The organism is Salinarimonas soli (assembly GCF_008386575.1).
Taxonomy (GTDB): domain Bacteria; phylum Pseudomonadota; class Alphaproteobacteria; order Rhizobiales; family Beijerinckiaceae; genus Salinarimonas_A; species Salinarimonas_A soli.
On the sequence record NZ_VUOA01000007.1, the window covers coordinates 33973 to 56243 of the forward strand.

Below are 22271 nucleotides of genomic sequence, written 5' to 3' on the forward strand. Positions count from 1 at the left end.
GCGGCACCTCCGCCGCAGCCCGTCCGCCGGAACGGACGGGCATTCGGCTTGCCATCGGGATCTGTGAACGCAACGGCCGCCTGGGCCGAAGGTTCAGGATCACCCTGCAAGCGCCTCCCGCAGCACCTCGAAGACGCGAGGCGAGCCGCATTGCGCGACGTTGAAGCGCATGTAGCGGTCGGCGGTCCGGCTCACGCTGAACACGTTGCCGGGGGCGAGCACGACGCCCTGCCCCATCGCCCGGCGCGCCACCGCGGTCGCGTCCGCCCCCTCCGGCAGGACGGCCCAGAGGAAGAGGCCGCCCTTCGGCAGGATCCAGGGCCGCAGGCCTGCCTCCGCGAGGTGCCGCGCCGTCTCGCCCATGGCGCGGGCGAGCTTGGCCCGCAGGCCCTCGACGTGGCGCCGGTAGCTTCCGTCCGTAAGAAGGCTGTGGACCAGCCGGGCCGAGAGGTCGTTGCTGCCGAAGGCCGTGGCGAGCTTGATGTCGGCGAGCGACCCGACGATGTCCGGGCGCGCCGCGACGTAGCCGCAGCGGATGGCGGCCGAGAGCGTCTTCGAGAAGCTGCCCACCTGCACGACCCGGGCGAGCCCGTCGAGGGCCGCGAGCCGCGGCGCGGCCGCCTCGGGCTCGAGATCGCCGAAGATGTCGTCCTCAATGACGGTGACGTCGTGGGCCGCGCAGTGGGTGAGGAGCCGGTGCGCCACCGCGGGGCCGTAACTCACCCCCGTGGGATTGTGGAGCGCCGCCGTGGTCAGGTAGAGCCGCGGCCGGTGCTCCGCCGCGACCCTCTCGAAGGCATCGAGATCGGGCCCCGACGGTGTCATCGGCACGCCCACGACCCGGGCCCGGTGGGCGCGGGCGAGGCCGAGGAAGTTGAAGTAGCAGGGATCGTCCACGACGACCGTGTCGCCGGGCTGGAGCAGGAGGCGGCAGACGAGATCGAGGGCGCCCGTGCCCGAGTCGGTGAGCAGGATCTGCTCGGGCGAGGCTTCCACGCCCCGCTCGGCCAGCCGCCGCGAGAGCTGGGCCCGCAGGGGCGGAAAGCCGAGCGGCGTCGCGTAGTCGACGAGGGCGATGTCGGGGGAGCGGGCGGCGGCCCGAAGCGCCCGGCGGATCGCCTCGGCGGGCATCCAGGCCTGGGGCAGCCAGCCGCAGCCGGGCTTAAGCGCCTCGCTCCCGTCGAGCGCCTGGCGCATGACCCAGAGGGGATCGATGTCCCGCTCGGCCACGGGCGCGCCGGGCCGCAGGAGCAACGGCTGCGGACGCCCGGCGACATAGAAGCCGGAGCCCGGACGCGGGGCGATCACGCCCTCGGCCACGAGGCGCTCATAGGCCTCCACCACGGTCGAGGCGGACACGCCTTGCTCGCGGGCGAAGGCGCGGATCGAGGGCACGCGGGCGCCGGGGGCGAGCATCCGTCCCGCGATCCGGCCCCGCACGGCGTCCATGACCTGCACCGTGAGGGTCGGGCGGGAGGGGCTGGGCTCGGGAATCGGCATCCGTATCGACCTTTCGACCCGTACAGTTCGCCCCAATCGTACTGCCGCGTATCTGGGCAACCAAGCCCTGACGCTGCAAGGTGGCGGGATGCGCACGATCCCCTCTCCCCTCGCGCCGGCGCGGGCTTCCGCCTGGCTTCACGGCTTCCTCGGCGTCGTCATCTTCAGCGCCTCGCTGCCCGCCACCCGGGTCGCGGTGCTCGAGCTCGACCCGCTCTTCCTCACCTTCGCCCGCGCGGCGATTGCGGGCGGGCTGGGCCTCGCCCTGCTCCTCGTGCTGCGGGAGCGGCGGCCGGACCGGCGGGATCTGGGCCCGCTCGCCGTCGTGGCGCTCGGCGTCGTGGTCGGATTCCCCCTCCTGACGGCCCTGGCGCTTCGCTACGTGACCTCGGCCCACGCCATCGTGTTCATCGGCCTCCTGCCGCTGTCCACCGCGATCTTCGGCGTCCTGCGCGGGGGCGAGCGCCCGAGGCCGGTGTTCTGGCTGTTCGCGGGGCTCGGGAGCGCGCTCGTGGCGGGCTATGCGATCGGCCAGGGCGAGCGGGGCGGCGCGCTCGTCGGCGACCTCCTGATGATCGCCGCGATCCTGGTCTGCGGCCTGGGCTATGCGGAGGGCGCGCGCCTGTCGCGCACGCTCGGCGGCTGGCAGGTGATCTCGTGGGCGCTCGTCCTCTCGCTGCCGCTGATGCTGCCCCTCGCGCTCGCGACGGCGCCCGCCTCGTTCGCGGGCGTGGGCTGGCCGGCCCTGGGGGCGCTCGCCTACGTGTCGCTGTTCAGCATGCTCGTCGGCTTCGTGTTCTGGTACCGCGGCCTCGCGGAGGGCGGCATCGCGGCGGTGGGCCAACTGCAGCTCCTCCAGCCCTTCCTGGGGCTCGCCCTCGCGGGCGCGCTCCTCGGTGAGCCCGTCGGCTGGGGCTTGGTCGCCGTCGCCGCGGGCGTCGTGGCCTGCGTCGCCGGGGCGAAGCGCTTCGCCTGAGAGGCCGGCCGCCTCGCACCCAATGCCCCCACTCCCAGGCCCTGGAGGCCTCTGACGGGAGACCTGCTCATATTGGTTCGTCACCACCCGGGGCCTCGCCAGCAATGGCGGTCCCGGCGGGCTGTCGGCATCGGGCGCCTGGCACCGCATCCACCTCGGCGAGCGTCGTGGCACGCCGTGCCATCATAGGCCCACAGTCGATCATCGGGGGCGAGACCCTTCCCGGACGGATTTCGACTTGCCACGTCTGTTGAATAAGCGATGATGTGCGGCGGCTGCAGCGTTTCTCTCGTTGCGTAAGCTGCCCTGACAAGACGACAGACCTGCCTTCACGCAAATCACGGTCCAAATATGTTGGATTTATTTTTTCAATACTCGCTATTTTCTGCCCACTTACCCCTTTCGTCGAATAGGCTTTCCCTCCGCCCACACCACAATGCTGAAGCGTGGCAGCCAGACCCATGATGGGTCGACCGGCTCCGCGCCGCCCACGCTCCAAGAAGATCCCGCCCGGACAGCACAGCGGTCGTCCGGGTCGACGGGACAGGCGGGGGCTTCGACCGCGCCATGGTCCGGTTGGGAGGATACGCATGACGGCTTCAAGCATAGGGACGAGAGGCAGCGTCGCGACGGAGCGCGCGCGGCCGATGACGAGGGAAGAGAAGAAGGTGATCCTGGCCTCCTCGGCCGGCACCGTGTTCGAGTGGTACGACTTCTATCTCTATGGGTCGCTCGCCGCGATCATCGGGGCGCAGTTCTTCGCACCCTTCCCGGAGGCGACCCGCAACGTCTTCGCCCTGCTCGCCTTCGCGGCGGGCTTCCTGGTGCGCCCCTTCGGCGCGCTCGTGTTCGGGCGCCTCGGCGACCTCGTCGGCCGCAAGTACACCTTCCTCGTCACCATCCTGATCATGGGCATCTCGACCTTCGTGGTCGGCCTCCTGCCCACCTACGAGTCCATCGGCTGGGCGGCGCCCGTCCTGCTCATCGTGCTGCGCCTGCTCCAAGGCCTTGCGCTCGGCGGCGAGTACGGCGGCGCGGTCGTCTACGTGGCCGAGCACGCGCCCAACGGCCGGCGCGGCTTCTACACGAGTTGGATCCAGACCACCGCCACGATGGGCCTGCTCCTGTCGCTCATGGTGATCCTGGGCGTGCGCATGTGGACCGGCGAACAGGCCTTCGCGGCCTGGGGCTGGCGCATTCCCTTCCTGCTCTCGATCATCCTGCTCGCGATCTCGATCTGGATCCGCATGCAGATGAACGAGAGCCCCGCCTTCAAGAAGATGAAGGAGGAGGGAACGAACTCCAAGGCGCCGATCTCCGAGGCTTTCGGCCAGTGGAAGAACGCCAAGTTCGCCGTCATCGCGCTGCTCGGCCTCGTCGCCGGCCAGGCGGTGGTCTGGTACACGGGCCAGTTCTACGCCCTGTTCTTCCTGCAGAGCATCCTGCGCGTCGACATGTTCACCGCGAACGTGCTCATCGCCTGGTCGCTGATCCTCGGCACGGCGGGCTTCGTGATCTTCGGCACCCTCTCGGACAAGATCGGCCGCAAGCCGATCATCCTCGCGGGCTGCCTGATCGCGGCGATCACCTACTTCCCGGTCTTCGGCTTCATCACCAAGACCGCGAACCCCGCCCTGCATCGCGCCCATCAGTCGACGCAGGTGGTCGTCCTCGCCGACCCGAACGACTGCTCGTTCCAGTTCAATCCGACGGGCACGTCGAAGTTCACCAACTCGTGCGACGTGGCCAAAGCCCTGCTCGCCCGCAACTCCGTGAACTACCGCGTCGAGCCGGCGCCGGCCGGCCAGCCGGCCAAGATCCGGATCGGACAGACCGAGGTGGCCTCCTACGACGCCGCCAAGCTCACCGGCGACGCGACGAGGACAGCTCCGGCGGCCTTCACCCGCGACGTCACCGCGGCGCTCACGGCTGCCGGCTATCCCGGGGCGACCAACGCGGAGATCGTGAAGCTGTCGAGCTTCTTCGACGTCTTCCGGGCCCAGCCCTTCCTGCTGGTCCTGACGCTCACCTACCTGGTGGTGCTCGTCACCATGGTCTACGGCCCGATCGCGGCGGCGCTCGTGGAGCTCTTCCCGACCCGGATCCGCTACACCGGCATGTCGCTGCCCTACCACATCGGCAATGGCTGGTTCGGCGGCCTCATGCCTGCGACCGCCTTCGCGATGATCGCTCAGTCGGGCGACATCTATTACGGCCTCTGGTACCCGATCGTGATCGCGCTCGGCACCTTCGTCATCGGCCTGCTCGTGGTGCCCGAGACCAAGGACCGCGACATCTTCGCCGACGAGCCGGCGAAGACCTGACCGGCCGGACCATCACCGGGCCGGGATCCGGTCCGGCGGACGAGGGCGGGGCGCAAGCCCCGCCCTTTTTCGTCATGCGCGGGGCCGTATTGCCACGGACTGGCACGGCGACGGGGCTCCGATATGCACTTCCCGAGCCACCGATGCTTTTCCACGTTGCGGGCCTGCATGAAAAGCAGGCACACTCTGCCCCTGGGAGGGCAGGTCGCCGATGGGGTGGCACCGGGCCTTGCCGGCGTTGGAGAGAGTGACGTGGCCCAGGAGACGAGCCCGACGACGGGAGGCGCGACGATCATCATCGCGGACGACCATCCCCTGTTTCGCGGCGCCCTGCGCCAGGCGATCGGGCCCCTTCTGGCGGATGCCTCCGTGATCGAGGCCGGCAGCCTGGACGAGCTCGCCGAGACGCTCCAGCGCGGCGCCGAGGCCGACCTCATCCTCCTCGACCTCTCGATGCCGGGCGTCCAGGGCTTTTCCGGCCTCATCTTCCTGCGGGCCCAGCACCCGGACGTGCCGGTGGTCATCGTCTCGGCGACCGAGGACCCGACGGTGATCCGCCGCGCCATCGAGTTCGGCGCCTCGGGCTTCATCCCCAAGACCCTGCCGATCGAGCGCATCGGCGAGGCCATCCGCTCGGTGCTGGACGGCGGGGTATGGGTGCCCGCCGAGATCGATCTCAACGCCCCCGACGACAAGGAGGCGGCCGACCTCGTGCGCCGCGTCGCGACCTTGACCCCGCAGCAGGTGCGCGTCCTGATGATGCTGTCCGAGGGCCTGCTCAACAAGCAGATCGCCTACGAGCTCAGCGTCTCGGAGGCGACCGTGAAGGCGCACGTCTCGGCCATCCTCCAGAAGCTCGGCGTCGAGAGCCGCACCCAGGCGGTGATCGCGGCCTCGAAGATCGGCGCGACCCAGAAGGCGGCGGTCACGGTCGAGTAGGACGAGCCGTTCCGCCGGGCCCCGGGGCGGAACGCTGGCCTGCGGCGGGCGACATGTCCGGTTGGATCACCGCCGTCACCCCCCACCCCAACCCTCCCCCACATGGGGGGAGGGAGCGCGTCGGCGCCCATCAGCCCTCGCGTGGCCAAGTTCCCACCGCCTGTGTGGGCGAGGCGCCACGTGTTCCCCTCCCCCTTGCGGGAAAGGGCTAGGGGTGGGGGTGACGGCGAAGGTGGAGCAGAACGAGTTGCGACCGTTCGGTTGGTGACCTCTCCGGACCTGACACCGCCGCCACCCCTCACCCCAGCCCTCCCCCGCAAGGGGGGAGGGAGCGCGTTGGCGGCGGTCTAGGCGCCGTCGCGGCGCAGGCAGCGGGGTTCGGCGCGGGTGCAGGCGATGCCGGGGGTGGAGCAGACGGTGCCGCCCGGCGTGCGCTGGCAGACGACGCAGCCGTCCGTCCATTCGGCGCAGGTGGGCTCGCGGGCAAAGCCCCCCGCCGTCGAGGGCTGGGCCGTCACGGCGAGGAGGACGGCCGCGGCCGTGACCGCGAGGGCGACCAGGATCGACAGGACGATGGCGGTGACGTCCGCGCGCTCGCTCATGGGATCACCCGAACACGATGAGGCCGGCGAGGCCCGCCGAGCCCACGACGAGGCGCCACCAGCCGAACAGGGCGAAGCCGTGCCGCGACACGTAGTCGAGAAGCAGGCGCACCACGACGAGCCCCGACAGGAAGGCCGCGAGGAAGCCGACCCCGATGAGCGCGCCGTCGGAGAGGGACAGATCCTTGTAGCTCTTCAGGAGCTCGTAGGCGAAGGCGCCCGCCATGGTGGGCATGGCGAGGAAGAACGAGAACTCGGCCGCCGAGCGCTTGTCGGCGCCCATGAGCATGGCGCCGACGATCGTGGCGCCCGAGCGCGACACCCCCGGCACCATGGCGAGGCACTGGATGATGCCGATCTTCAGGTACATTGAGAGGGGGAAGCGCGTGGCGTCGCGCTCGCGCACCTCGAGGCGAAGGCCGTCGACCACGATGAGCACCAGCCCGCCCGCGATGAGCGTGCAGCAGACCAGGAAGGGGTTGAACAGCACGCCCTTGATGAAATCGCGCGCCAGCACGCCGATGAACACGGCGGGCAGGAAGGCCACGAGCACGCCGATGACGAAGCGCCGCGCCGCCGGATCGCGCGGGAGCGCCACGGCAATGGCCCACAGCCGCGCGAAATAGACGGACAGGATCGCGAGGATCGCGCCGAACTGGATGAGGATCGCGAAAGTCTTGTTGCTGTCGTCCTCGAGCCCGAAGAAGTGCTGCAGGAGCAGGAGATGCCCCGTCGACGACACCGGGATGAACTCGGTGCCGCCCTCGAGAAGTCCGAGGATGGCCGCCTCGCCAAACTGTTGCAGGGTCATGGCGCTCAATCGTCTGCCGAACCGGCGGGCGGAGCGGCGAATCGGGGTTGCAGGGTCGGAACGGCTTCTATACCTCCGCACTGCCCGCGGCTACCGCTCACCTGAAGCGGACCCGCAGGCCCTGGTTGCCGCCAGGGGGGCACTCCGAGCACGCGGAGCCGGCGGCGATCGACACCAATCCGCTTGGGGATAGCGGGCGCAGGGTTACCGTCTGTTAACCCGGCGCGCTCCTATTCTCGCCCGTCGCGTCGCGTTCGAGCGAGCCACATGGCCATTCTCTACCATCATCCGCTCTGCCCGCATTCGCGCTTCATCCGCCTCGTCGGCACCGAGATGGGGCTGGAGCCCGAGCTGGTGGAGGAGCGCTCCTGGGAGCGCCGCCAGGATTTCATGCTGCTCAACCCGGCCGGCACCACGCCCGTGCTGATCGAGGGGGACGGAGCCGTGGTGCCCGGCGCCACGATCATCGCGGAATATCTCGACGAGACCCGGGGCGCCGCGCTGGGCGACCGGCGGCTGATGCCCGCGGACGCGTCCGAGCGGGTCGAGGTCCGCAGGCTCGTCGACTGGTTCAACGGCAAGTTCTTCGATGAGGTGTCGGGCTATCTCGTCACGGAGAAGATCTACCGCCGCTTCATGCCCACCGACGCGGGCGGCGGCCCGCCCGACATGAACGCGATCCGCGCCGCGCGCACCAACGTGCGCCATCACCTGAAATATATCGGCTACCTGAGCGCGACGCGGAACTGGCTCGCGGGGGACCGGATGACCACTGCGGATCTCGCGGCGGCCGCCCATATGTCGTGCGTCGATTATCTGGGCGACGTGCCATGGACCGAGGACGAGAACGCGAAGCTCTGGTACGCGCGGGTGAAGTCGCGCCCCGCCTTCCGGGCGCTCCTCGCCGACCGGATCCCCGGGATGGCGCCCTCGGCCCATTACGCGGACCTGGATTTCTGACCGGCGCCGGCCTGAAGGCCCTGCTCCAGGAGCGCGCCCGCGCGCTCGGCTTCGACGCGTGCCGGATCGCGAGCCCCGACGCCATCCCGGAGGCGCGCGAGCGCCTCGACGCCTGGCTCGCGGCCGGCCACCACGGCACCATGGCCTGGATGAGCGAAAACGTGGACCGGCGCGCCGATCCGCGCGCCCTGTGGGCGGAGGTCCGCAGCGTCGTGCTGCTGGCCGTCAATTACGGCCCCGAGACCGATCCGCTCGCCACCTTGAGCCGGCCCGAGCGGGCCTCGATCTCGGTCTATGCCCGCAACCGCGACTATCACGAGGTGATCAAGGGCCGGCTGAAGGAGCTCGCCGGGGTCCTGGCGAGCCGCGCGGGCGCGGACGTGAAGGTGTTCGTCGACACGGCGCCCGTGATGGAGAAGCCGCTCGCCCAGGCCGCGGGCCTCGGCTGGCAGGGCAAGCACACGGTGCTCGTCTCCCGCGACTACGGCAACTGGCTCTTTCTCGGGGCGATCTTCACCACCGCCGAGCTGCCCGTCGACGGCCCGGCGGAGGAATCCTGCGGCTCGTGCCGGCGCTGCCTCGACGTGTGCCCGACGAACGCCTTCCCGGCCCCCTTCCGCCTCGACGCCCGCCGGTGCGTCTCCTACCTCACGATCGAGCACAAGGGCCACATCGACCCCGCCCTGCGGGCTGGCATCGGCAACCGGGTCTTCGGCTGCGACGACTGCCTCGCCGTGTGCCCGTGGAACAAGTTCGCCAAGGCGGGGCGCGAGGCGAAGCTGCGCCAGCGCGACGATCTCGCGGCGCTGCCGCTCGCGGAGCTCGCCGCCCTCGACGACGCGGCCTTCCGGGCCCGTTTCGCCGGCACGCCGGTCAAGCGCACGGGACGCGACCGCTTCGTGCGCAACGTGCTGATCGCGATCGGCAATTCGGGCGAGCCCGTGCTGGCCGCCGCCGCCGAGCCCCGGCTCGACGATGCCTCGCCGCTGGTGCGGGCCATGGCGGTGTGGGCCTGCGGGCGGCTTCTGACCCGCGAGCACGCGGCCGATCTCGCCCGCGCCCGCCTGCCCGCCGAGACCGATCCGGACGTGCGGGGCGAGTGGGCGGCGCTCGGCCTCGCGCCAATCGAGGAGACGGCATGAACCTCTTCGCCTTCGGGCTCGGCTACAGCGCCCGGCATTGGATCGCGACCGGGCGCTTCGCCCGGGCGGGCGGCACCGTCACCACGCGGGAGAAGGCGGAGGCCCTGCGCGCGGGGGGCATCGAGGTCTTCGTTCTCGACGAGGGCGCCTGCGACCCCGGCATCCTGGCGGCGGTCGGAGACAGCGACGCGATCCTCACCTCCGTGCCGCCGGACGAGGGCGGCGATCCCGTGCTGGAGCAGGCCGAGGCGGCGATCGCCGGGTCGCGGGCCGGCTGGATCGGCTACCTGTCCACCATCGGCGTCTATGGCGACCGGGGCGGCGGCTGGATCGACGAGACGGCGGAGCCCGATCCGCCGAGCGAGCGCACGAGACGGCGAGTGGCCGCCGAGGAGGCCTGGCTCGCGCTCGGCCGCCGGACCGGCAAGGCGGTCCAGGTCTTCCGCCTGTCGGGGATCTACGGCCCGGGCCGCAGCGCCGTCGATCAGTTGCGCGCCGGCACGGCCCGGCGGATCGTGAAGCCGGGCCAGGTGTTCAACCGCATCCACGTGGAGGACATCGCGGCCGTTCTCTCCGCCTCACTCGACCGCCCGCGCCCGGGCGCGATCTACAACCTCGCCGACGACGAGCCCGCCCCGCCGCAGGACGTGGTGGCCCATGCGGCGGCGCTCCTCGGCGTCGAGCCGCCGCCCGAGATCCCCTTCGACCCCGCCACCCTGCCGGCCATGACCGCGAGCTTTTATGGCGCCAACAAGCGGGTGCGAAACGACGTGATCAAGCGCGAGCTCGGCGTCACCCTCGCCTACCCGACCTATCGCGAGGGCCTCGCCGCCATCGCCGGGCGATCATAGGGCTCACCCGCGGGCGGCGCGCCGGTCGCGCCAGGTGGCGAGCACGATCGCTCCCGCGCCCTGGAAGAGGAGCGCGGCGCCGAAGAGGTCGAGGCCGTATTCGGGCCAGCGGCTCGTGGCGGTCCGGGTGAGGTAGGTGGCGGTCGAGAACACGGTGGTCGAGATCGCGGCGTTGCGGGCCGACACCCAGGTGGCGCGGATGAGGGGGTTGGCGTCGCCGCGAAAGCGCAGCAGCGCCGCGAGCACCAGATAGCCGATGATCGCGGAGCTCACCGCCGAGAAGCCGATCGTGAAGGGCTCGATGGGACGGGGTTGCACGACCTTGTCCCAGAGATCGTAGAGCGTGTGGACGCCCGCCACCGCGAGGACGCCCGCGATCACGAGCGCCGACGCCTGCTCGGCCCGCACGCCCCGCCCGAACACCAAAGCCGCGATGATGTAGAGCGCGACGTCGTAGACCCAGTCGATCGCGTCCTTGAGGAGCTGCGCCGAGCCGATGGACAGGGCCCACAGCGCCTGCAACGACGAAAAGGCGAGGATCGACAAGGCGATGAGCCAGATCGTCCGCCTGTAGGCCCGGTGCGCCCCATCCTCGTCCGCCATGCGCGCCTCCCACGGGCTTAGTGACCCGAGGCGTGGCATGGGCGCAAGGCCCATCGGGGTGGGATGGGAATCGCGGGAACCCGCGCCGCTCTTCCTCGTTGCAGCGCACATGAAGCCCCGTGGTCCCATCCTCAACCGTCCCGTCATCCTGCTTGTGGAGGACGAGCCGCTCGTCCGCCTCGTCCATGTCGAAATCCTGCGCGACGACCGGTTCTGGGTGGTCGAGGCCCAGGACGCGGACGAGGCCTTCGAGCTCATGCGCACCCGGCCCGACATCAAGGTCGTGGTCACCGACGTCGACATGCCGGGGTCGATCAACGGTTTCGAGTTCGCGCGGCTCGTCCGGCAGGGCTGGCCCGGAATCGGGATCGTGGTGACCTCGGGCAAGATGAGGCCGCAGCCTGGGGATCTTCCGGATGGTGCGATCTTCGTCCCCAAGCCCACGAGCGCAGCTCAGTTGACCGCTCACATCAGAAGTTTCCTTGGCGCCGACATGGGACCTGACCAAGGGTAAGCCCACACGAAGACAGTTTGTCGCACGTTTGTGCTCGGAACTTCAAAAGCCACGCTGACCTATTCTCGTCACATACATCAGGCTTAGTGCGCCTCGTTAGGGACAACCAACGAGTTGGCGCGGCTTGGCCCGCGCCGCCACGCGGGGGCCGACCATATGATGTCATGCGTTTCGATGCGCGCCGGCGCGCGCCTTGTCCTGCGCGCCGCAGCCGTCGTCCTGTGCTGCGCCGCCCTGCCGCTCGGCGCGGCCAAGGCCGAGCACACGGCCGAGCGCGCCGTCGCGAACCCCCACGAGGCGCTGGCCTTCGGGGAGATGAAGGTCGCCCGCTGGCTGGCCGAGACCGTCGTGCGCGCCGCCGAGGTGACCGAGGTCGACCCGGCGCTCCTCATGGCGATGGCCGACAAGGAGTCGAGCTTCCGGCCCGACATCCGGGCCAGCACCTCCTCGGCCGAGGGCCTGTTCCAGTTCCTCGACGCCACCTGGCTCGAGGTGCTCAAGCGCTATGGCGCGAAGCACGGCTACGCCGCCGCCGCCGACGCGATCCGTCCCGTGAAGGGCCGCCTCTCGGTGTCGGACGCGGACCGCGCCTGGATCCTGTCTCTGCGCCGCGACCCGTTCCTCGCCGCCGTGATGGCAGGCGAGATGATCCGCTCGACCCAGGAGACCCTGCTCGCCGCCAATGCCGAGCGCAACGTCTCGGGCACCGACATCTACCTCGCGCACTTCCTGGGCGTGAACGGCGCGAGCCGGTTCCTCGACCTCATGGACGACAGCCCGCAGCAGGCCGCCCCGAGCGCCTTCCCCAGGGCCGCCAAGGCCAACCGCACCCTGTTCTTCAGCAAGCCGACGCAGGTCGCCGAGGCCGAGCCCAAGAAGGCGGAGGCCGGGCCCAAGGCCGACGAGGCCAAGAAGGACGAGGCGAAGAAGGACGTCTCCAGTAAGGACGAGCCCAAGGGGAACGCAGACAAGGCGAGCGCGGACAAAGCGGACGCCAAGGGCGCCCCGAAGGACGCCGCCAAGGGCAAGGCGGTGGCGACGGCAAAGGCGATGCCGAAGTCCCTCGCCGAGGTCCATGCGCTCCTGGCCGCGGTCATGGACAAGCGCGTCGCCCGCTACGAGAACGCCGCCCGCGATCTCGGCACCCGCCAATACGCGAGCGCCGCCGACTGACGTTGCGTCTTAACGTGAAGTTGAACCTTCTCGGGGTGATATGGCTCCATTCAAGGGAGCCTGCCCCGCATGCCGACGATCCTCGCCCGCTTTCCAGCCTTACGTGACGACGCGGCGTTCGACCGTAACCGGCTCGGCGGCCATCCGCTGATGCGGGCGGCGGGATCCGAGGTCGGCGGCCGGACGTCCTCGCCAGGGCCGCGCTCATGACGAGCCCCTGCCCCCTCGAGGGCGCTCTCGCGGCGCTCATCCCAGCCGGGACCGTCGTGCGGACGACGAATATCGGGGTGGGACGGCCCGGCCCTTCCATGGCTGCCGCAGCATGACGCCGGACCTCTCCACCGCCGCCCTCGCACGGCCCCGCGCGGGATCGCCGCTTCGCGTCTGGCTGAAGCAGCTGCGCGTCCACCAATACGCGAAGAACGCTCTCATCGCCGTGCCCCTGGTCACGGCGCAGGAGTTCACCCTCGCCGCCGGAGCCCTGGCGGCGCTGGCATTCGTCGCCTTCTCGCTGTGCGCGTCGGCGGTCTACGTCATCAACGACCTCGTCGACCTCGAGGCCGACCGCGCCCATCCGACGAAGCGCGACCGCCCGCTCGCCAGCGGAGCCCTGCCGCTCGCCCACGGATTCGTGGCCGTCCCCGTCCTGCTGCTCGCCGCGTCGTTCCTGGCGCTCGCCGTGTCGCCGGCCTTCCTCGGCCTGCTCGCGGGCTATCTCGCCGTGAACCTCGTCTACTCGCTGCATCTCAAGCGGCAGATGCTCGTCGACGTGGTGACCCTCGCCCTGCTCTACGCCGCGCGCGTGCTGGCGGGCGCGATCGCGGTGGACGTCGAGGTGTCGAAATGGCTCCTGGCGTTCTCGCTGCTGATCTTCACCTCGCTGGCCCTGGTCAAGCGCTACGTCGAGCTCGCCACCCGCCTCGACCGGAGCCTGCCGGAGCCCGAGAACCGCGACTACCGCACGGGCGATCTCCCCGTCATCGCCGCCCTCGCGGCGGCGAGCGGCTTCAACGCGGTCACGATCTTCGCGCTCTACGTCTCCTCGGACGGGGTGGCCGAACGCTATGCGCGCCCCGACCTGCTCTGGCTGATCTGCCCCGCCCTGATCTATTGGCTCGCCCGCGTCCTGATGCTGGCCCACCGCCGCCGCCTCGACGACGACCCGATCCTGTTCGCCCTGAAGGACCCCGTGAGCTGGGGCCTAGGGATCGGCTCGCTGATCCTCGTTCTGTCAGCGGCCTGAACGGCTGGCGCTGCACCCTCCGCCCTCATCCTGAGGCGCGAGCGGAGTGAGCCTCGAAGGGCGCTCCAAGATTCTCCCTCCGGCTATGGAAGCGTCTTGCGTGGTTCGAGACGCCCGCTAGGCGGGCTCCTCAACATGAGGGGGTTGGAGAGATTAGCCGCCCCGTCGCCGAGCCTTCAGGCCATCCGCTCCTCAGGCTCAGCGGCGGCGCAGCTGCTCGATGGCCTTGACGAGGTTGGCGCGGTAGATCGTGCGCAGCTCCGCGGTCACGAGGGCGGCGCGGTCGGGGCCGAGCTCCCGGCGCAGCACGTCCCGGAGCGCGGCCTCGCGGTCCTTGCAGGCGTCGAGGGCGAGCTGCGCTACGGTCTCGGCGGGGCGTTCGCTGCGCAGCGAGGGCCTGGCGGCATTGGCCGCGCACCGCTCCCAGGCGTCCCGGGCGGGCTTGGCCGCCTGGAGCACGTCCGCCAGGTCCGGCTCGTCCGCGCGGGCTACGCCGATGGTCAGGGCAGTGATCGCGAACAGGGCGGCGACAGGGGCTCTCATGAGCCCATCCGCGCCGAAAGGCCCAGCTCTGTCAAGCCGCCAAGCCGCCTCCTCGCGGTTGTGCTAACGTAACGTTACCGAACTGCATCACTCCCCCGCCGCGGCCCGTGCCGGACTAGTGCAGCGGCGGGGTTTTCAGGAAGCGCGTGCGGTCGTCGGAGCGGATCACGAGGTCGAACACGTCGCCCTCGCGCTCGAGCGTGAGGGGCACCTCGACGCCCGCTTCGCCGAGGCCCCAGAGGGTGCGGTAGAAGCCGAGCAGCGACTCGACCGCCGCGCCGCCCACCGCCCGGATCACGTCGCCCTGGCGCAGCTCCGCCTTGCCGGCCGGGCCGCGGCCGGCGAGCCCGATCACCACCACGCTGCCCTCGTCCTCGGCCGCGAACAGCCCGAGCCACGGACGGGCGGGCCTGCGGGCGCGGCCGATGGTGAGCAGGTCGTCGAGGATGGGCTTCAGGTGATCGACGGGCACCATCATGTTGAGGGGCACCACCCAGCCGCCCGCCGCCTGATGCTGGAGCTGGAGCGAGCCGATCCCCAGGAGGTCGCCGGCGGGACCGATGAGGGCGGTGCCGCCCCAATGCGGATGGGCGGGCGCGGTGAATATCGCGTCCTCCAGGAGGTATTCCCAGTAGCCCGCGAATTCCTGGCGCGCCACGATCTGCCCCAGGAGCGAGCGCGTGCGCCCGCCCGCGCCAGCCACCACCACCTCGACGCCGGGGCGCGCCTTCCGGGCGTCGCCGAGCACGAGCGGGGGCACGCCGAGGGGCTGGAGGGCCTGGACGAGGCCGAAGCCCGTCTCGTAATCGTAGGCGACGGGGTGGGCGAGCACCGGCCGGCCCTCGCCGTCGTCGAGCCATACCTCGCTCGCCTCGGCGATGAGGTAGCCGATCGTGAGGACGAGGCCGTCCTCGCGGATCACCACCCCCTGCCCGGCCCGCTCGGTGCCCAGCGTCTCCGCCGTGAACGCGTCGGCGGGCACGAGCGCGCGCAGGTTCACCACCGCCGAGAGCGCCCGGTCGAGATCGTACCGGACATCGTCGGGGCCGGGCTGCTGGTCCCGCGGAATCCGCCAGCCGTCCGTCGAGGGCATGTTCTCTCCTGGCCTGCCTTTGGGGACAAAGATCACTAATGACAATAGGGTCGCGGACCGCCAAGAAACAGACCCCCCGCCCCACCCCGCGAAAGATCCCGGCCGCCATGGGCCAGCCTGCCACGGGACACCAGGAACGCCCCGGCCGGGGCATCCTCCTTGTGCTCCTCTCCACCCTCTTCCTCGCAAGCTCGGACGTCGCCGCCAAGCACCTGTCGGCGAGCCTGCCGGCGTTGCAGATCGCCTGGATGCGCTATGCGACATTCACCCTGATCATGATCAGCGCCTTCGGCGCGACCCGGGGCGCGCTGACCCTGCGCTCCCGCCGCCCGGGGCTGCAGCTCCTGCGCGGCCTCGGGATGGTGGGCTCGGCGATCCTGTTCATCTCCTCCCTCGGCATCCTGCCGGTGGCCGACGCCACCGCCATCAGCTTCATCTCGCCGATCCTCGTCACGGGCCTGTCGGTGCCCCTGCTCGGCGAGCGGGTGGGGCCGCGGGCCTGGGCCGCGGCCTTCCTCGGCTTCGCGGGGGTCCTCGTGGTCCTGCGCCCGGGCCAGGGCGCGTTCCAACTCGGCGCCGTGCTGCCCGTGCTGGCCGCCCTGTGCTGGGCCTGCGCCCTCGTCGCGACGCGGCGGGTGGCGGCCGACGACAGCGCCCAGACCACGATGACCTATTCGGCCCTGGTGGGCCTCGTCATCCTCACCCTCCTCGTGCCCCTGGTCTGGACGCCGCCGGGCGCCGCGCAGGTGCTCACGGGCGCCTTCATCGGGTTCGCCTCGACCACGGGGCACTGGCTCGTGGCCCAGGCCTACCGCTTCGCCGACGCCTCGCGGCTCGCCCCGATCTCGTTCGCCCAGATCGCGGCCGTGAGCGTGGTCGCCTATCTCGTCCTCGGCGCCGTGCCGGACGTCTGGACCTGGGCGGGCGCCGGGATCATCGCGGGCAGCGCCGTCGTGATGGCCCGCGAGGGCCGCCGCGCCACGTCCCGCCCGACCGCCTCGTGAGGGAGACGCCGCCCGTGCCGCACCCGCCCGAGGCCGTCGAGGCCGCCATCCTCTCGCGCCGCTCCGTGCGCGCCTTCCGCCCCGATCCGGTGCCGCCCGCCCTCGTCCGGCGCCTCTTGGCCGTGGCCTCCCGGGCGCCGAGCGGCACGAACATGCAGCCCTGGCGGGTCTACGTGGTGACGGGCGCCGCGCGGGACCGGCTGTGCGACGCCCTCGTCGCGGCCCACGCGAACCCCTCGGCGGGGCACGAGAGCGAGTACCCCTATTACCCGGACCAGTTCTTCGAGCCTTACCTGTCCCGGCGCCGGAAGGTGGGTCTCGACCTCTACGGGCTCCTCGGCATCGCGCGGGGCGAGCGGGAGCGCATGCACGCGCAGCATGCCCGCAACTTCCGCTTCTTCGACGCCCCCGTGGGCCTCGTCACCACGATCGATCGCCGGCTCGCCGTCGGCTCCTGGCTCGATCACGGCATGTTCCTGCAATCGCTCATGATCGCCGCCCGCGCCCACGGCCTCGACACCTGCCCCCAGGCGGCCTTCGCGCCCTATCACGGGGTGATCCGCGCCCACCTGCCGCTGCGGCCCGAAGAGGTCGTGGTCTGCGGCATGGCGGTGGGCTATGCCGACGAGGGTGCTTCGGAGAACGCGCTCGCGACGGAGCGCATGGCGGTGGATGAGTTCGCTGCGTTCCTGGGCGACGAACCTGGGGACGGGATGCCCTTCGTGGAACCGTCATGAAAGAATGCCACAGGGCCTGGCCTTGCCGGTTCGCCCTTGGCATGCATCTTCCCCTGGGTGATCGGCCGCAAGACGGGTCAGGAGAACGATATATGCGTGGACTGTTGAAGGGGGCGGCCCTGCTCGCCCTGACGATCTCGCTCACGGGCGCGGCGTTCGCGCAGAGCGGCCGGCTGGTCCTCTACACCTCCCAGCCCGACAAGGACGCCCAGCAGACCGTCGACGCCTTCCGCAAGGTCCAGCCCGGCGTCCAGGTCGAGATCTTCCGCTCGGGCACCACGGAGGTCATGAGCAAGCTCGCGGCCGAGTTCTCGGCGGGCGCGCCCCGCCCCGACGTGCTCCTCATCGCCGACGCGGTGAGCATGGAGCAGCTCAAGGCCGAGAACCGCCTGGAGGCCTACAAGGCCGCGAAGGTGGAGGGCTTCCAGCCCGGCGCCGTCGATCCCGAGCGCTTCTATTTCGGCACCAAGCTCATCACCACGGGCATCGCCTACAACACCGCCGCCAGGGTGAAGCCGCAGTCCTGGGCCGATCTCGCGCGGCCGGAGTTCAAGGGCCAGATCTCCATGCCGAGCCCGCTCTATTCGGGCGCCGCCGCCATCATGCTCAGCGCCATGGCGGAGCGGGGGGATCTGGGCTGGTCCTATTTCGACGCGCTTCGCGCCAACGACGCGGCGGCGGTGCGCGGCAACGGCGCGGTGCTGCGGGCGGTGGCCACGGGCGAGAAGGCCTATGGCGTCCTCGTCGACTTCATGGCCCTCAACGCCAAGCAGAAGGGCTCGCCCATCGAGTTCGTGTTCCCCAAGGAGGGCGTGCCCGCCGTGACGGAGCCCGTCGCCATGCTGAGCACCGCCTCCAACAAGGAGGCCGCCCGCGCCTTCATCGACTTCCTCCTCTCCGACGAGGGCCAGCGCCTCGCCGTGTCGCAGGGCTACGTGCCGGCCAAGGAGGGCATCCCCGGCCCGTCCTGGTTGCCCGAGGGCACCCGCATCAACGTGATGGACAAGGACCTCAAGGCGATCCTCCGCCGCACCGAGGCCGACAAGAAGCTCTTCGCCGAGAAGTTCGGCAACTGAGGTTGTGCCGCTCCCCTCCCCCTTGCGGGGAGGGGTTGGGGGTGGGGGTGACGGCGGAGGTGGAGCAGAATGAGTCACGACCGATCGGCTGGTGATCCTTTCGGCTCCGACACCGCAGTCACCCCCCACCCCAACCCTCCCCCGCAAGGGGGGAGGGAGCACGGTACTGCCCTTCGAACCTAGAGCCCCGTAACCCCCATCGACGCGATGACACGCCCGTCCACGCCGGAACCGACATGATCCCCTCGACGGCTCCCAGCGCCCCCGTCGCGCCCTGGCGCGAGCAGGCGTTCATCTACGCGCTGGCGCTCGTCGTCGCCCTGCTCTCGCTCCTGCCGCTCCTGCGCCTCGTCTTCGAGGGGGTCGTGCAGGGCGGGAGCCCCTCGCTCGCGGCGGCCACCAAGGTGCTCTCGGCGCCGGGCACTTGGGCGGCGCTCCGCAACAGCCTGGAGACCTCCATCGGCGGCACGGTGCTGGCGGTGCTGGTTGGCGGCTCCGTCGCGCTGCTCGTCTCGCTCACCGATATCCGGGCGCGGGGCGCCTTCGTGTTCTGCTTCGTGCTGCCGCTCATGATCGCGCCCCAGGTGACGGCGCTCGCGTGGCTGCAGGTGACGGGCACGTCGAGCCCGCTCCTGAAGCTCCTGGGGCTCGCCCCGCCGCTGGGCACCCGCAACCCGCTTTACTCCCGCGAGGGCATCGTCGCGCTGCTGGGCCTGCAATACGCTCCGCTCGTGTTCCTCACCCTGCGGGCCGGCTTGCGCAGCCTGCCGCGCGAGCTCATCGAAGCCGGGCTCGCAGCGGGCGCCGGGCCCCTCACGGTCCTGCGCACCATCGTCGTGCCCGTGATGACCCCGCCCCTCGTCGCGGGCGTGGCGCTTGCCTTCGTGTCGTGCATCGGCAATTTCGGCATCCCCGCGTTCCTGGGGATCCCCGGCCGCTACACGGTCCTGCCGACGCTCATCTACCAGCGCCTGTCCGGCATGGGCCCCGGCGTCCTCTCGGAGGTGGCGATCCTGTCGCTGCTCATCGGCGCCGTGGCGATGATCGGCATCGTGGTGCAGGACTACATGCTGCGCCGCCGGGACTTCCGCATCACGGCGAGCACGCCGGGCGCCCAGCCCTTCGAGCTCGGCGCCTGGCGCCTGCCCGTGGAGATCCTGCTCTGGGCCTCGATCCTCGCGGTGCTGATCGTGCCCTTCCTCGGCCTGTTCCTCACCTCGCTCGTGCCCGCCTTCGGCGTGCCCCTCAACGCCGCGACGGCCACCCTGGGCAACTACGCCTTCGTGCTCTTCGAGCATGCCGCCACCCGGCGCGCCTTCCTCAACAGCGTCCTGCTCTCGGGCGCGGCGGCGGGCCTCATCGCGGCCATCTGCATCCCGCTCGCCTATTTCGTGGTCTGGCGGCGCACGCGGATGCTGCGGGCCCTCAACATCGTGGCCGAGATGCCCTATGCCCTGCCGGGCGTGGTGCTCGCCATCGCGGCGATCCTGCTCTTCCTCAAGCCCTTGCCGCTCCTCGGCGTCAGCCTCTACAACACGATCTGGATCATCTTCTTCGCCTATCTGGCCCGCTTCCTGGTGCTCGGGCTTCGTCCCGTGGTGAGCGGCTACCACCAGCTCGACCGGGCGCTGGAGGAGGCGGCGCAGGTGGCGGGGGCGGGCCTCCTCTTCCGGCTGCGCACCATCGTCGTGCCCCTCGTGGCGCCCGCCGCCGCCGCGGGCGCGATCCTCACCTTCCTGACCGCCTTCAACGAGCTCACGGTCTCGGCCCTTCTGTGGTCGTCGGGGGCGGAAACGCTCGGGGTCGTGGTGTTCTCCTTCGAGCAGGGCGGCGACAGCACCTACGCCGCCGCGATCTCCGTCCTCACCGTGCTCGTCACCCTCGCCGTCATGCTCGCGCTCGCGGTCGCCGCCCGCCGCCTGCCCCCGGGAGTCCTGCCGTGGCGCGACTGACCCTCGACGCCGTGACCCGGACCTTCGGAGCGTTCCATGCCCTCGACCGGGTGTCGCTCGACGTGCGCGACGGCGAGTTCCTCGCGGTCCTAGGGCCCTCCGGCTGCGGCAAGACCACCCTGCTGCGGGCCGTGGCCGGCTTCGAGAAGGTGAACGGCGGCACGATCGCGATCGGCGGCCGCGTCGTCTCCTCCGGGACCGAGCACGTGCCCCCCGAGCGGCGGCGGGTCGGCATCGTCTTCCAGTCCTACGCCCTGTGGCCCCACATGAGCGTGGCCGAGAACGCGGGCTATTCCATGCGCGTCGCGGGGGCGCCCAAGGAGGAGATCCGCCGGGCGGTGGCGCAGGCGCTGGCCGTGGTCGGCCTGTCCGGGTTCGAGGACCGCATGCCGGCGCAGCTCTCGGGCGGGCAGCGCCAGCGCGTCGCGCTCGCCCGCTGCCTCGTCCAGTCGCCGGCCCTCGTGCTCCTCGACGAGCCCCTCGCCAATCTCGACGTGCATCTGCGGGCCTCGATGGAGGACGAGTTCGCCGACTTCCACCGGCGCACCGGCTCCACGATGATCTACATCACCCACGACCAGGCCGAGGCCATGGCGCTGGCCGACCGCATCGCCGTCATGGACGAGGGCCGGATCGTGCAGGTCGCGAGCCCGCAGGAGCTCCACGGCCGCCCCGCCACCGCGATGGTGGCCCGCTTCATCGGCGGGGGGCTCGTGCTGCCGGGCGAGGCCCGGGCCACGGACGGGGACGGCGCCTGCCGGGTGCGCGTGCTCGGGCTCGACGTGCGGGCGCGCTGCGCCGGCCCAGTTCCGCCCGGCCCCGTCCAGGTGGCGCTCTACCCCCGCGACCTCCGCCTGTGCGGCCCCGAGGGGCCCGGCATCGACTGCCGCGTGACGCGGGTCGTCTACCAGGGCGGCGAGTTCCGGGTCGAGCTCGTGCCCGAGGGCGCCCCAGGCCTGCGGCTCACGCTACACGCCGCCGAGAGCGGCCGCCCCGCCCCCGGCGACGCCGTGCGGGTCTCGATCGACGGGGCGTGGGTCATCCCGGGGCCATGAGGCTCACCTTCCACGGTGGCTTCGGCGAGAAGGGGCGCACCTCGCTCGCCGTCGCGGGCGGGGGCGTGCGGCTCCTCCTCGACGCCGGGATCGACACCGCCGCCACGGGCCCGGCGCGCTATCCGGCGATCACCCCCGCCGAGCTCGCGGGGTTGGATGCGCTCCTCGTCACCCACGCCCACGAGGACCACCTCGCGGCCCTGGGCTGGTGCCTCGCGAACCGGTTCCGAGGCCGCATCCTCATGACGCCCGAAACCCTCGCGGAGCGCGAGTCCTGCCTGGCCGCCTATGCCGAGCCGCGCCATCGCGCGCCCGCCGCTCGTGCCCCCGTCGAGACCTTCCAGGCGGGCGAGACGCTTGCCTTCGGGGATCTCACCGTCGAGACCGGGCGGTCGGGCCATGCGGTGGGCGGCGTGTGGTTTCGCGTCCGAGACGTGAGCGGCGCGAGCGTGCTCTATTGCGGCGACACGGTGCCCCGCAGCCCGGTCCTCGCCATGGATCCGCTGCCCCCCAGCGACGTGGTCCTGTTCGACGCCTCCTACGGCGACGACGCCGTCCCGGCCGAGCGGCGCGCCGGCGACATACGGGCCCATCTCGCGGCCCGTCCCGGTCCCTGCCTGCTGCCGGTGCCCCTCCTGGGACGGCCCGTGGAGCTCCTGCGCCTCCTCGACCCGCCGATCGCGATCCACCGCCTCCTGCGCGAGCCGCTGCGGGCGCAGATCGCGGACGGCGCCTGGCTGCGCGAGGGCGCGGGGGCGGATCTCGCCTGGCGGCTGGACATGGCTCACGACTGGTCGGACGGGGAGCCCTTCCCGGGGCTCCCGCTCCTCGTCCACGACGCGATGGGGCTCGGCGGGCCGAGCCAGGAGGCCATTCCGCGGGCCGTCGCGGCGGGCGTGCCGATCCTGTTCACGGGACACCTGCCGACTGGCAGCCCCGGGGCGCTCGCTCTGGAGCGGGGCCGGGCCGACTGGATCCGCCTGCCCACCCATCCGACCTGGCCCGACAATCTCGAGACCCTCGACGCCTGCGGCCCGGCCTGGGCCACGGGCCATTCCTGCCCCGCGCCGGTCATGGCGGCGCTGGCCCGGCAGCGCCCGGGCGTGCTGCGGACCGTGCGGGTGGGCGAGACGCTCGACGTTGCGGCGCTCGTCCGCGTTGGGGCCTGAGCGG

General features: G+C 71.3%; 21 protein-coding genes. 15 read left to right on the forward strand and 6 right to left on the reverse strand.

Annotation, left to right across the window (positions count from 1 at the left end; translation table 11 throughout):
* Positions 1-99: 99 nt before the first annotated feature.
* A complete protein-coding gene (locus F0L46_RS03650; RefSeq protein ID WP_149815678.1) occupies positions 100-1500 on the reverse strand; it encodes an aminotransferase-like domain-containing protein in 1401 nt (466 codons plus the stop codon).
* Between the two features lie 88 nt (positions 1501-1588).
* Between F0L46_RS03650 and F0L46_RS03655 the strand changes: the two genes are divergently transcribed.
* From F0L46_RS03655 to F0L46_RS03665, 3 genes are all read left to right on the forward strand, one after another.
* Complete coding sequence (locus F0L46_RS03655) at positions 1589-2476, forward strand: DMT family transporter (RefSeq protein ID WP_149815679.1); 888 nt, start codon at positions 1589-1591, stop codon at positions 2474-2476.
* Positions 2477-3123: 647 nt separating this feature from the next.
* Positions 3124-4800, forward strand: a complete 1677-nt coding sequence (locus F0L46_RS03660) for an MFS transporter (protein ID WP_149815680.1) — start codon at positions 3124-3126, stop codon at positions 4798-4800.
* A gap of 252 nt (positions 4801-5052) precedes the next feature.
* Positions 5053-5739, forward strand: a complete 687-nt coding sequence (locus F0L46_RS03665; RefSeq protein ID WP_240539851.1) for a response regulator — start codon at positions 5053-5055, stop codon at positions 5737-5739.
* A gap of 347 nt (positions 5740-6086) precedes the next feature.
* Here F0L46_RS03665 and F0L46_RS03670 read toward each other — a convergent pair whose 3' ends face one another.
* Positions 6087-6341 carry a hypothetical protein gene (locus tag F0L46_RS03670; protein WP_149815682.1) on the reverse strand — a complete coding sequence of 85 codons (255 nt, stop codon included), beginning with the start codon at positions 6339-6341 and terminating at the stop codon, positions 6087-6089.
* A 4-nt stretch (positions 6342-6345) separates the two neighbouring features.
* Positions 6346-7152 (reverse strand): undecaprenyl-diphosphate phosphatase, encoded by an 807-nt coding sequence (locus F0L46_RS03675; RefSeq protein ID WP_149815683.1) that lies wholly within the window; start codon positions 7150-7152, stop codon positions 6346-6348.
* 267 nt (positions 7153-7419) lie between these two features.
* Here F0L46_RS03675 and F0L46_RS03680 point away from each other — a divergent pair, with 267 nt between their 5' ends.
* Genes F0L46_RS03680 through F0L46_RS03690 form a run of 3 tightly spaced genes read left to right on the forward strand, consistent with a single transcriptional unit; the run spans position 7420 to position 10105 of the window.
* Positions 7420-8112: a glutathione S-transferase family protein gene (locus tag F0L46_RS03680; protein ID WP_149815684.1), complete on the forward strand. Its 693-nt coding sequence runs from the start codon at positions 7420-7422 to the stop codon at positions 8110-8112.
* Complete coding sequence (gene queG / locus F0L46_RS03685; RefSeq protein ID WP_149815766.1) at positions 8109-9254, forward strand: tRNA epoxyqueuosine(34) reductase QueG; 1146 nt, start codon at positions 8109-8111, stop codon at positions 9252-9254. The genes F0L46_RS03680 and queG overlap by 4 nt, the downstream gene beginning before the upstream one ends.
* Positions 9251-10105 carry an SDR family oxidoreductase gene (locus tag F0L46_RS03690; protein ID WP_149815685.1) on the forward strand — a complete coding sequence of 285 codons (855 nt, stop codon included), beginning with the start codon at positions 9251-9253 and terminating at the stop codon, positions 10103-10105. Before queG ends, F0L46_RS03690 begins: the two co-directional genes overlap by 4 nt.
* A gap of 3 nt (positions 10106-10108) precedes the next feature.
* Here the strand turns inward: F0L46_RS03690 and F0L46_RS03695 are convergent, their stop codons facing one another.
* Entirely contained in the window at positions 10109-10708 is a 600-nt protein-coding gene (locus F0L46_RS03695) for a cation diffusion facilitator family transporter (RefSeq protein ID WP_149815686.1), read from the reverse strand.
* A 109-nt stretch (positions 10709-10817) separates the two neighbouring features.
* On the opposite strand from F0L46_RS03695, the gene F0L46_RS03700 reads away from it, so the two are divergent.
* From F0L46_RS03700 to F0L46_RS03710, 3 genes are all read left to right on the forward strand, one after another.
* Positions 10818-11222: a response regulator gene (locus F0L46_RS03700; protein ID WP_149815687.1), complete on the forward strand. Its 405-nt coding sequence runs from the start codon at positions 10818-10820 to the stop codon at positions 11220-11222.
* Positions 11223-11396: 174 nt separating this feature from the next.
* Positions 11397-12395 carry a transglycosylase SLT domain-containing protein gene (locus F0L46_RS03705; RefSeq protein ID WP_188311833.1) on the forward strand — a complete coding sequence of 333 codons (999 nt, stop codon included), beginning with the start codon at positions 11397-11399 and terminating at the stop codon, positions 12393-12395.
* A gap of 322 nt (positions 12396-12717) precedes the next feature.
* The gene (locus F0L46_RS03710; RefSeq protein ID WP_149815689.1) at positions 12718-13638 is read left to right on the forward strand and encodes a UbiA family prenyltransferase; all 921 of its coding nucleotides are present in this window, start codon (positions 12718-12720) and stop codon (positions 13636-13638) included.
* 198 nt (positions 13639-13836) lie between these two features.
* Here F0L46_RS03710 and F0L46_RS03715 read toward each other — a convergent pair whose 3' ends face one another.
* Together F0L46_RS03715 and F0L46_RS03720 are read right to left on the reverse strand one after the other, a co-directional pair.
* Positions 13837-14181, reverse strand: coding sequence for a hypothetical protein (locus F0L46_RS03715; RefSeq protein ID WP_149815690.1), 345 nt, complete (start codon positions 14179-14181; stop codon positions 13837-13839).
* A 115-nt stretch (positions 14182-14296) separates the two neighbouring features.
* Positions 14297-15274, reverse strand: coding sequence for a S1C family serine protease (locus F0L46_RS03720; RefSeq protein WP_149815691.1), 978 nt, complete (start codon positions 15272-15274; stop codon positions 14297-14299).
* Between the two features lie 107 nt (positions 15275-15381).
* On the opposite strand from F0L46_RS03720, the gene F0L46_RS03725 reads away from it, so the two are divergent.
* The 6 genes from F0L46_RS03725 to F0L46_RS03750 all read left to right on the forward strand — a co-directional run bounded on the left by F0L46_RS03725 (position 15382) and on the right by F0L46_RS03750 (position 22267).
* Entirely contained in the window at positions 15382-16278 is an 897-nt protein-coding gene (locus F0L46_RS03725; protein WP_188311834.1) for a DMT family transporter, read from the forward strand.
* A 14-nt stretch (positions 16279-16292) separates the two neighbouring features.
* Entirely contained in the window at positions 16293-17015 is a 723-nt protein-coding gene (locus F0L46_RS03730; protein WP_240539852.1) for a nitroreductase, read from the forward strand.
* Positions 17016-17107: 92 nt separating this feature from the next.
* Positions 17108-18091, forward strand: a complete 984-nt coding sequence (locus F0L46_RS03735) for an ABC transporter substrate-binding protein (protein ID WP_149815694.1) — start codon at positions 17108-17110, stop codon at positions 18089-18091.
* A 236-nt stretch (positions 18092-18327) separates the two neighbouring features.
* Positions 18328-20043, forward strand: coding sequence for an ABC transporter permease (locus F0L46_RS03740; protein ID WP_149815695.1), 1716 nt, complete (start codon positions 18328-18330; stop codon positions 20041-20043).
* Positions 20031-21098 carry an ABC transporter ATP-binding protein gene (locus F0L46_RS03745; RefSeq protein WP_149815696.1) on the forward strand — a complete coding sequence of 356 codons (1068 nt, stop codon included), beginning with the start codon at positions 20031-20033 and terminating at the stop codon, positions 21096-21098. Before F0L46_RS03740 ends, F0L46_RS03745 begins: the two co-directional genes overlap by 13 nt.
* Positions 21095-22267, forward strand: coding sequence for an MBL fold metallo-hydrolase (locus tag F0L46_RS03750; protein ID WP_149815697.1), 1173 nt, complete (start codon positions 21095-21097; stop codon positions 22265-22267). The genes F0L46_RS03745 and F0L46_RS03750 overlap by 4 nt, the downstream gene beginning before the upstream one ends.
* Positions 22268-22271: the final 4 nt, after the last annotated feature.

Excerpts from the sequence above, each read along its gene's own strand:
- F0L46_RS03705 (WP_188311833.1), top strand. The coding sequence starts at position 11,397 with ATGCGCGCCGGCGCGCGCCTTGTCCTGCGCGCCGCAGCCGTCGTCCTG.
- F0L46_RS03660 (WP_149815680.1), top strand. The coding sequence starts at position 3,124 with ATGACGAGGGAAGAGAAGAAGGTGATCCTGGCCTCCTCGGCCGGCACC.
- F0L46_RS03650 (WP_149815678.1), bottom strand. The coding sequence starts at position 1,500 with ATGCCGATTCCCGAGCCCAGCCCCTCCCGCCCGACCCTCACGGTGCAG.
- F0L46_RS03680 (WP_149815684.1), top strand. The coding sequence starts at position 7,420 with ATGGCCATTCTCTACCATCATCCGCTCTGCCCGCATTCGCGCTTCATC.
- F0L46_RS03675 (WP_149815683.1), bottom strand. The coding sequence starts at position 7,152 with ATGACCCTGCAACAGTTTGGCGAGGCGGCCATCCTCGGACTTCTCGAG.
- F0L46_RS03695 (WP_149815686.1), bottom strand. The coding sequence starts at position 10,708 with ATGGCGGACGAGGATGGGGCGCACCGGGCCTACAGGCGGACGATCTGG.
- F0L46_RS03655 (WP_149815679.1), top strand. The coding sequence starts at position 1,589 with ATGCGCACGATCCCCTCTCCCCTCGCGCCGGCGCGGGCTTCCGCCTGG.
- F0L46_RS03690 (WP_149815685.1), top strand. The coding sequence starts at position 9,251 with ATGAACCTCTTCGCCTTCGGGCTCGGCTACAGCGCCCGGCATTGGATC.
- F0L46_RS03720 (WP_149815691.1), bottom strand. The coding sequence starts at position 15,274 with ATGCCCTCGACGGACGGCTGGCGGATTCCGCGGGACCAGCAGCCCGGC.
- F0L46_RS03670 (WP_149815682.1), bottom strand. The coding sequence starts at position 6,341 with ATGAGCGAGCGCGCGGACGTCACCGCCATCGTCCTGTCGATCCTGGTC.
- F0L46_RS03740 (WP_149815695.1), top strand. The coding sequence starts at position 18,328 with ATGATCCCCTCGACGGCTCCCAGCGCCCCCGTCGCGCCCTGGCGCGAG.
- F0L46_RS03715 (WP_149815690.1), bottom strand. The coding sequence starts at position 14,181 with ATGAGAGCCCCTGTCGCCGCCCTGTTCGCGATCACTGCCCTGACCATC.
- F0L46_RS03710 (WP_149815689.1), top strand. The coding sequence starts at position 12,718 with ATGACGCCGGACCTCTCCACCGCCGCCCTCGCACGGCCCCGCGCGGGA.
- F0L46_RS03725 (WP_188311834.1), top strand. The coding sequence starts at position 15,382 with ATGGGCCAGCCTGCCACGGGACACCAGGAACGCCCCGGCCGGGGCATC.
- F0L46_RS03735 (WP_149815694.1), top strand. The coding sequence starts at position 17,108 with ATGCGTGGACTGTTGAAGGGGGCGGCCCTGCTCGCCCTGACGATCTCG.
- F0L46_RS03750 (WP_149815697.1), top strand. The coding sequence starts at position 21,095 with ATGAGGCTCACCTTCCACGGTGGCTTCGGCGAGAAGGGGCGCACCTCG.
- F0L46_RS03700 (WP_149815687.1), top strand. The coding sequence starts at position 10,818 with ATGAAGCCCCGTGGTCCCATCCTCAACCGTCCCGTCATCCTGCTTGTG.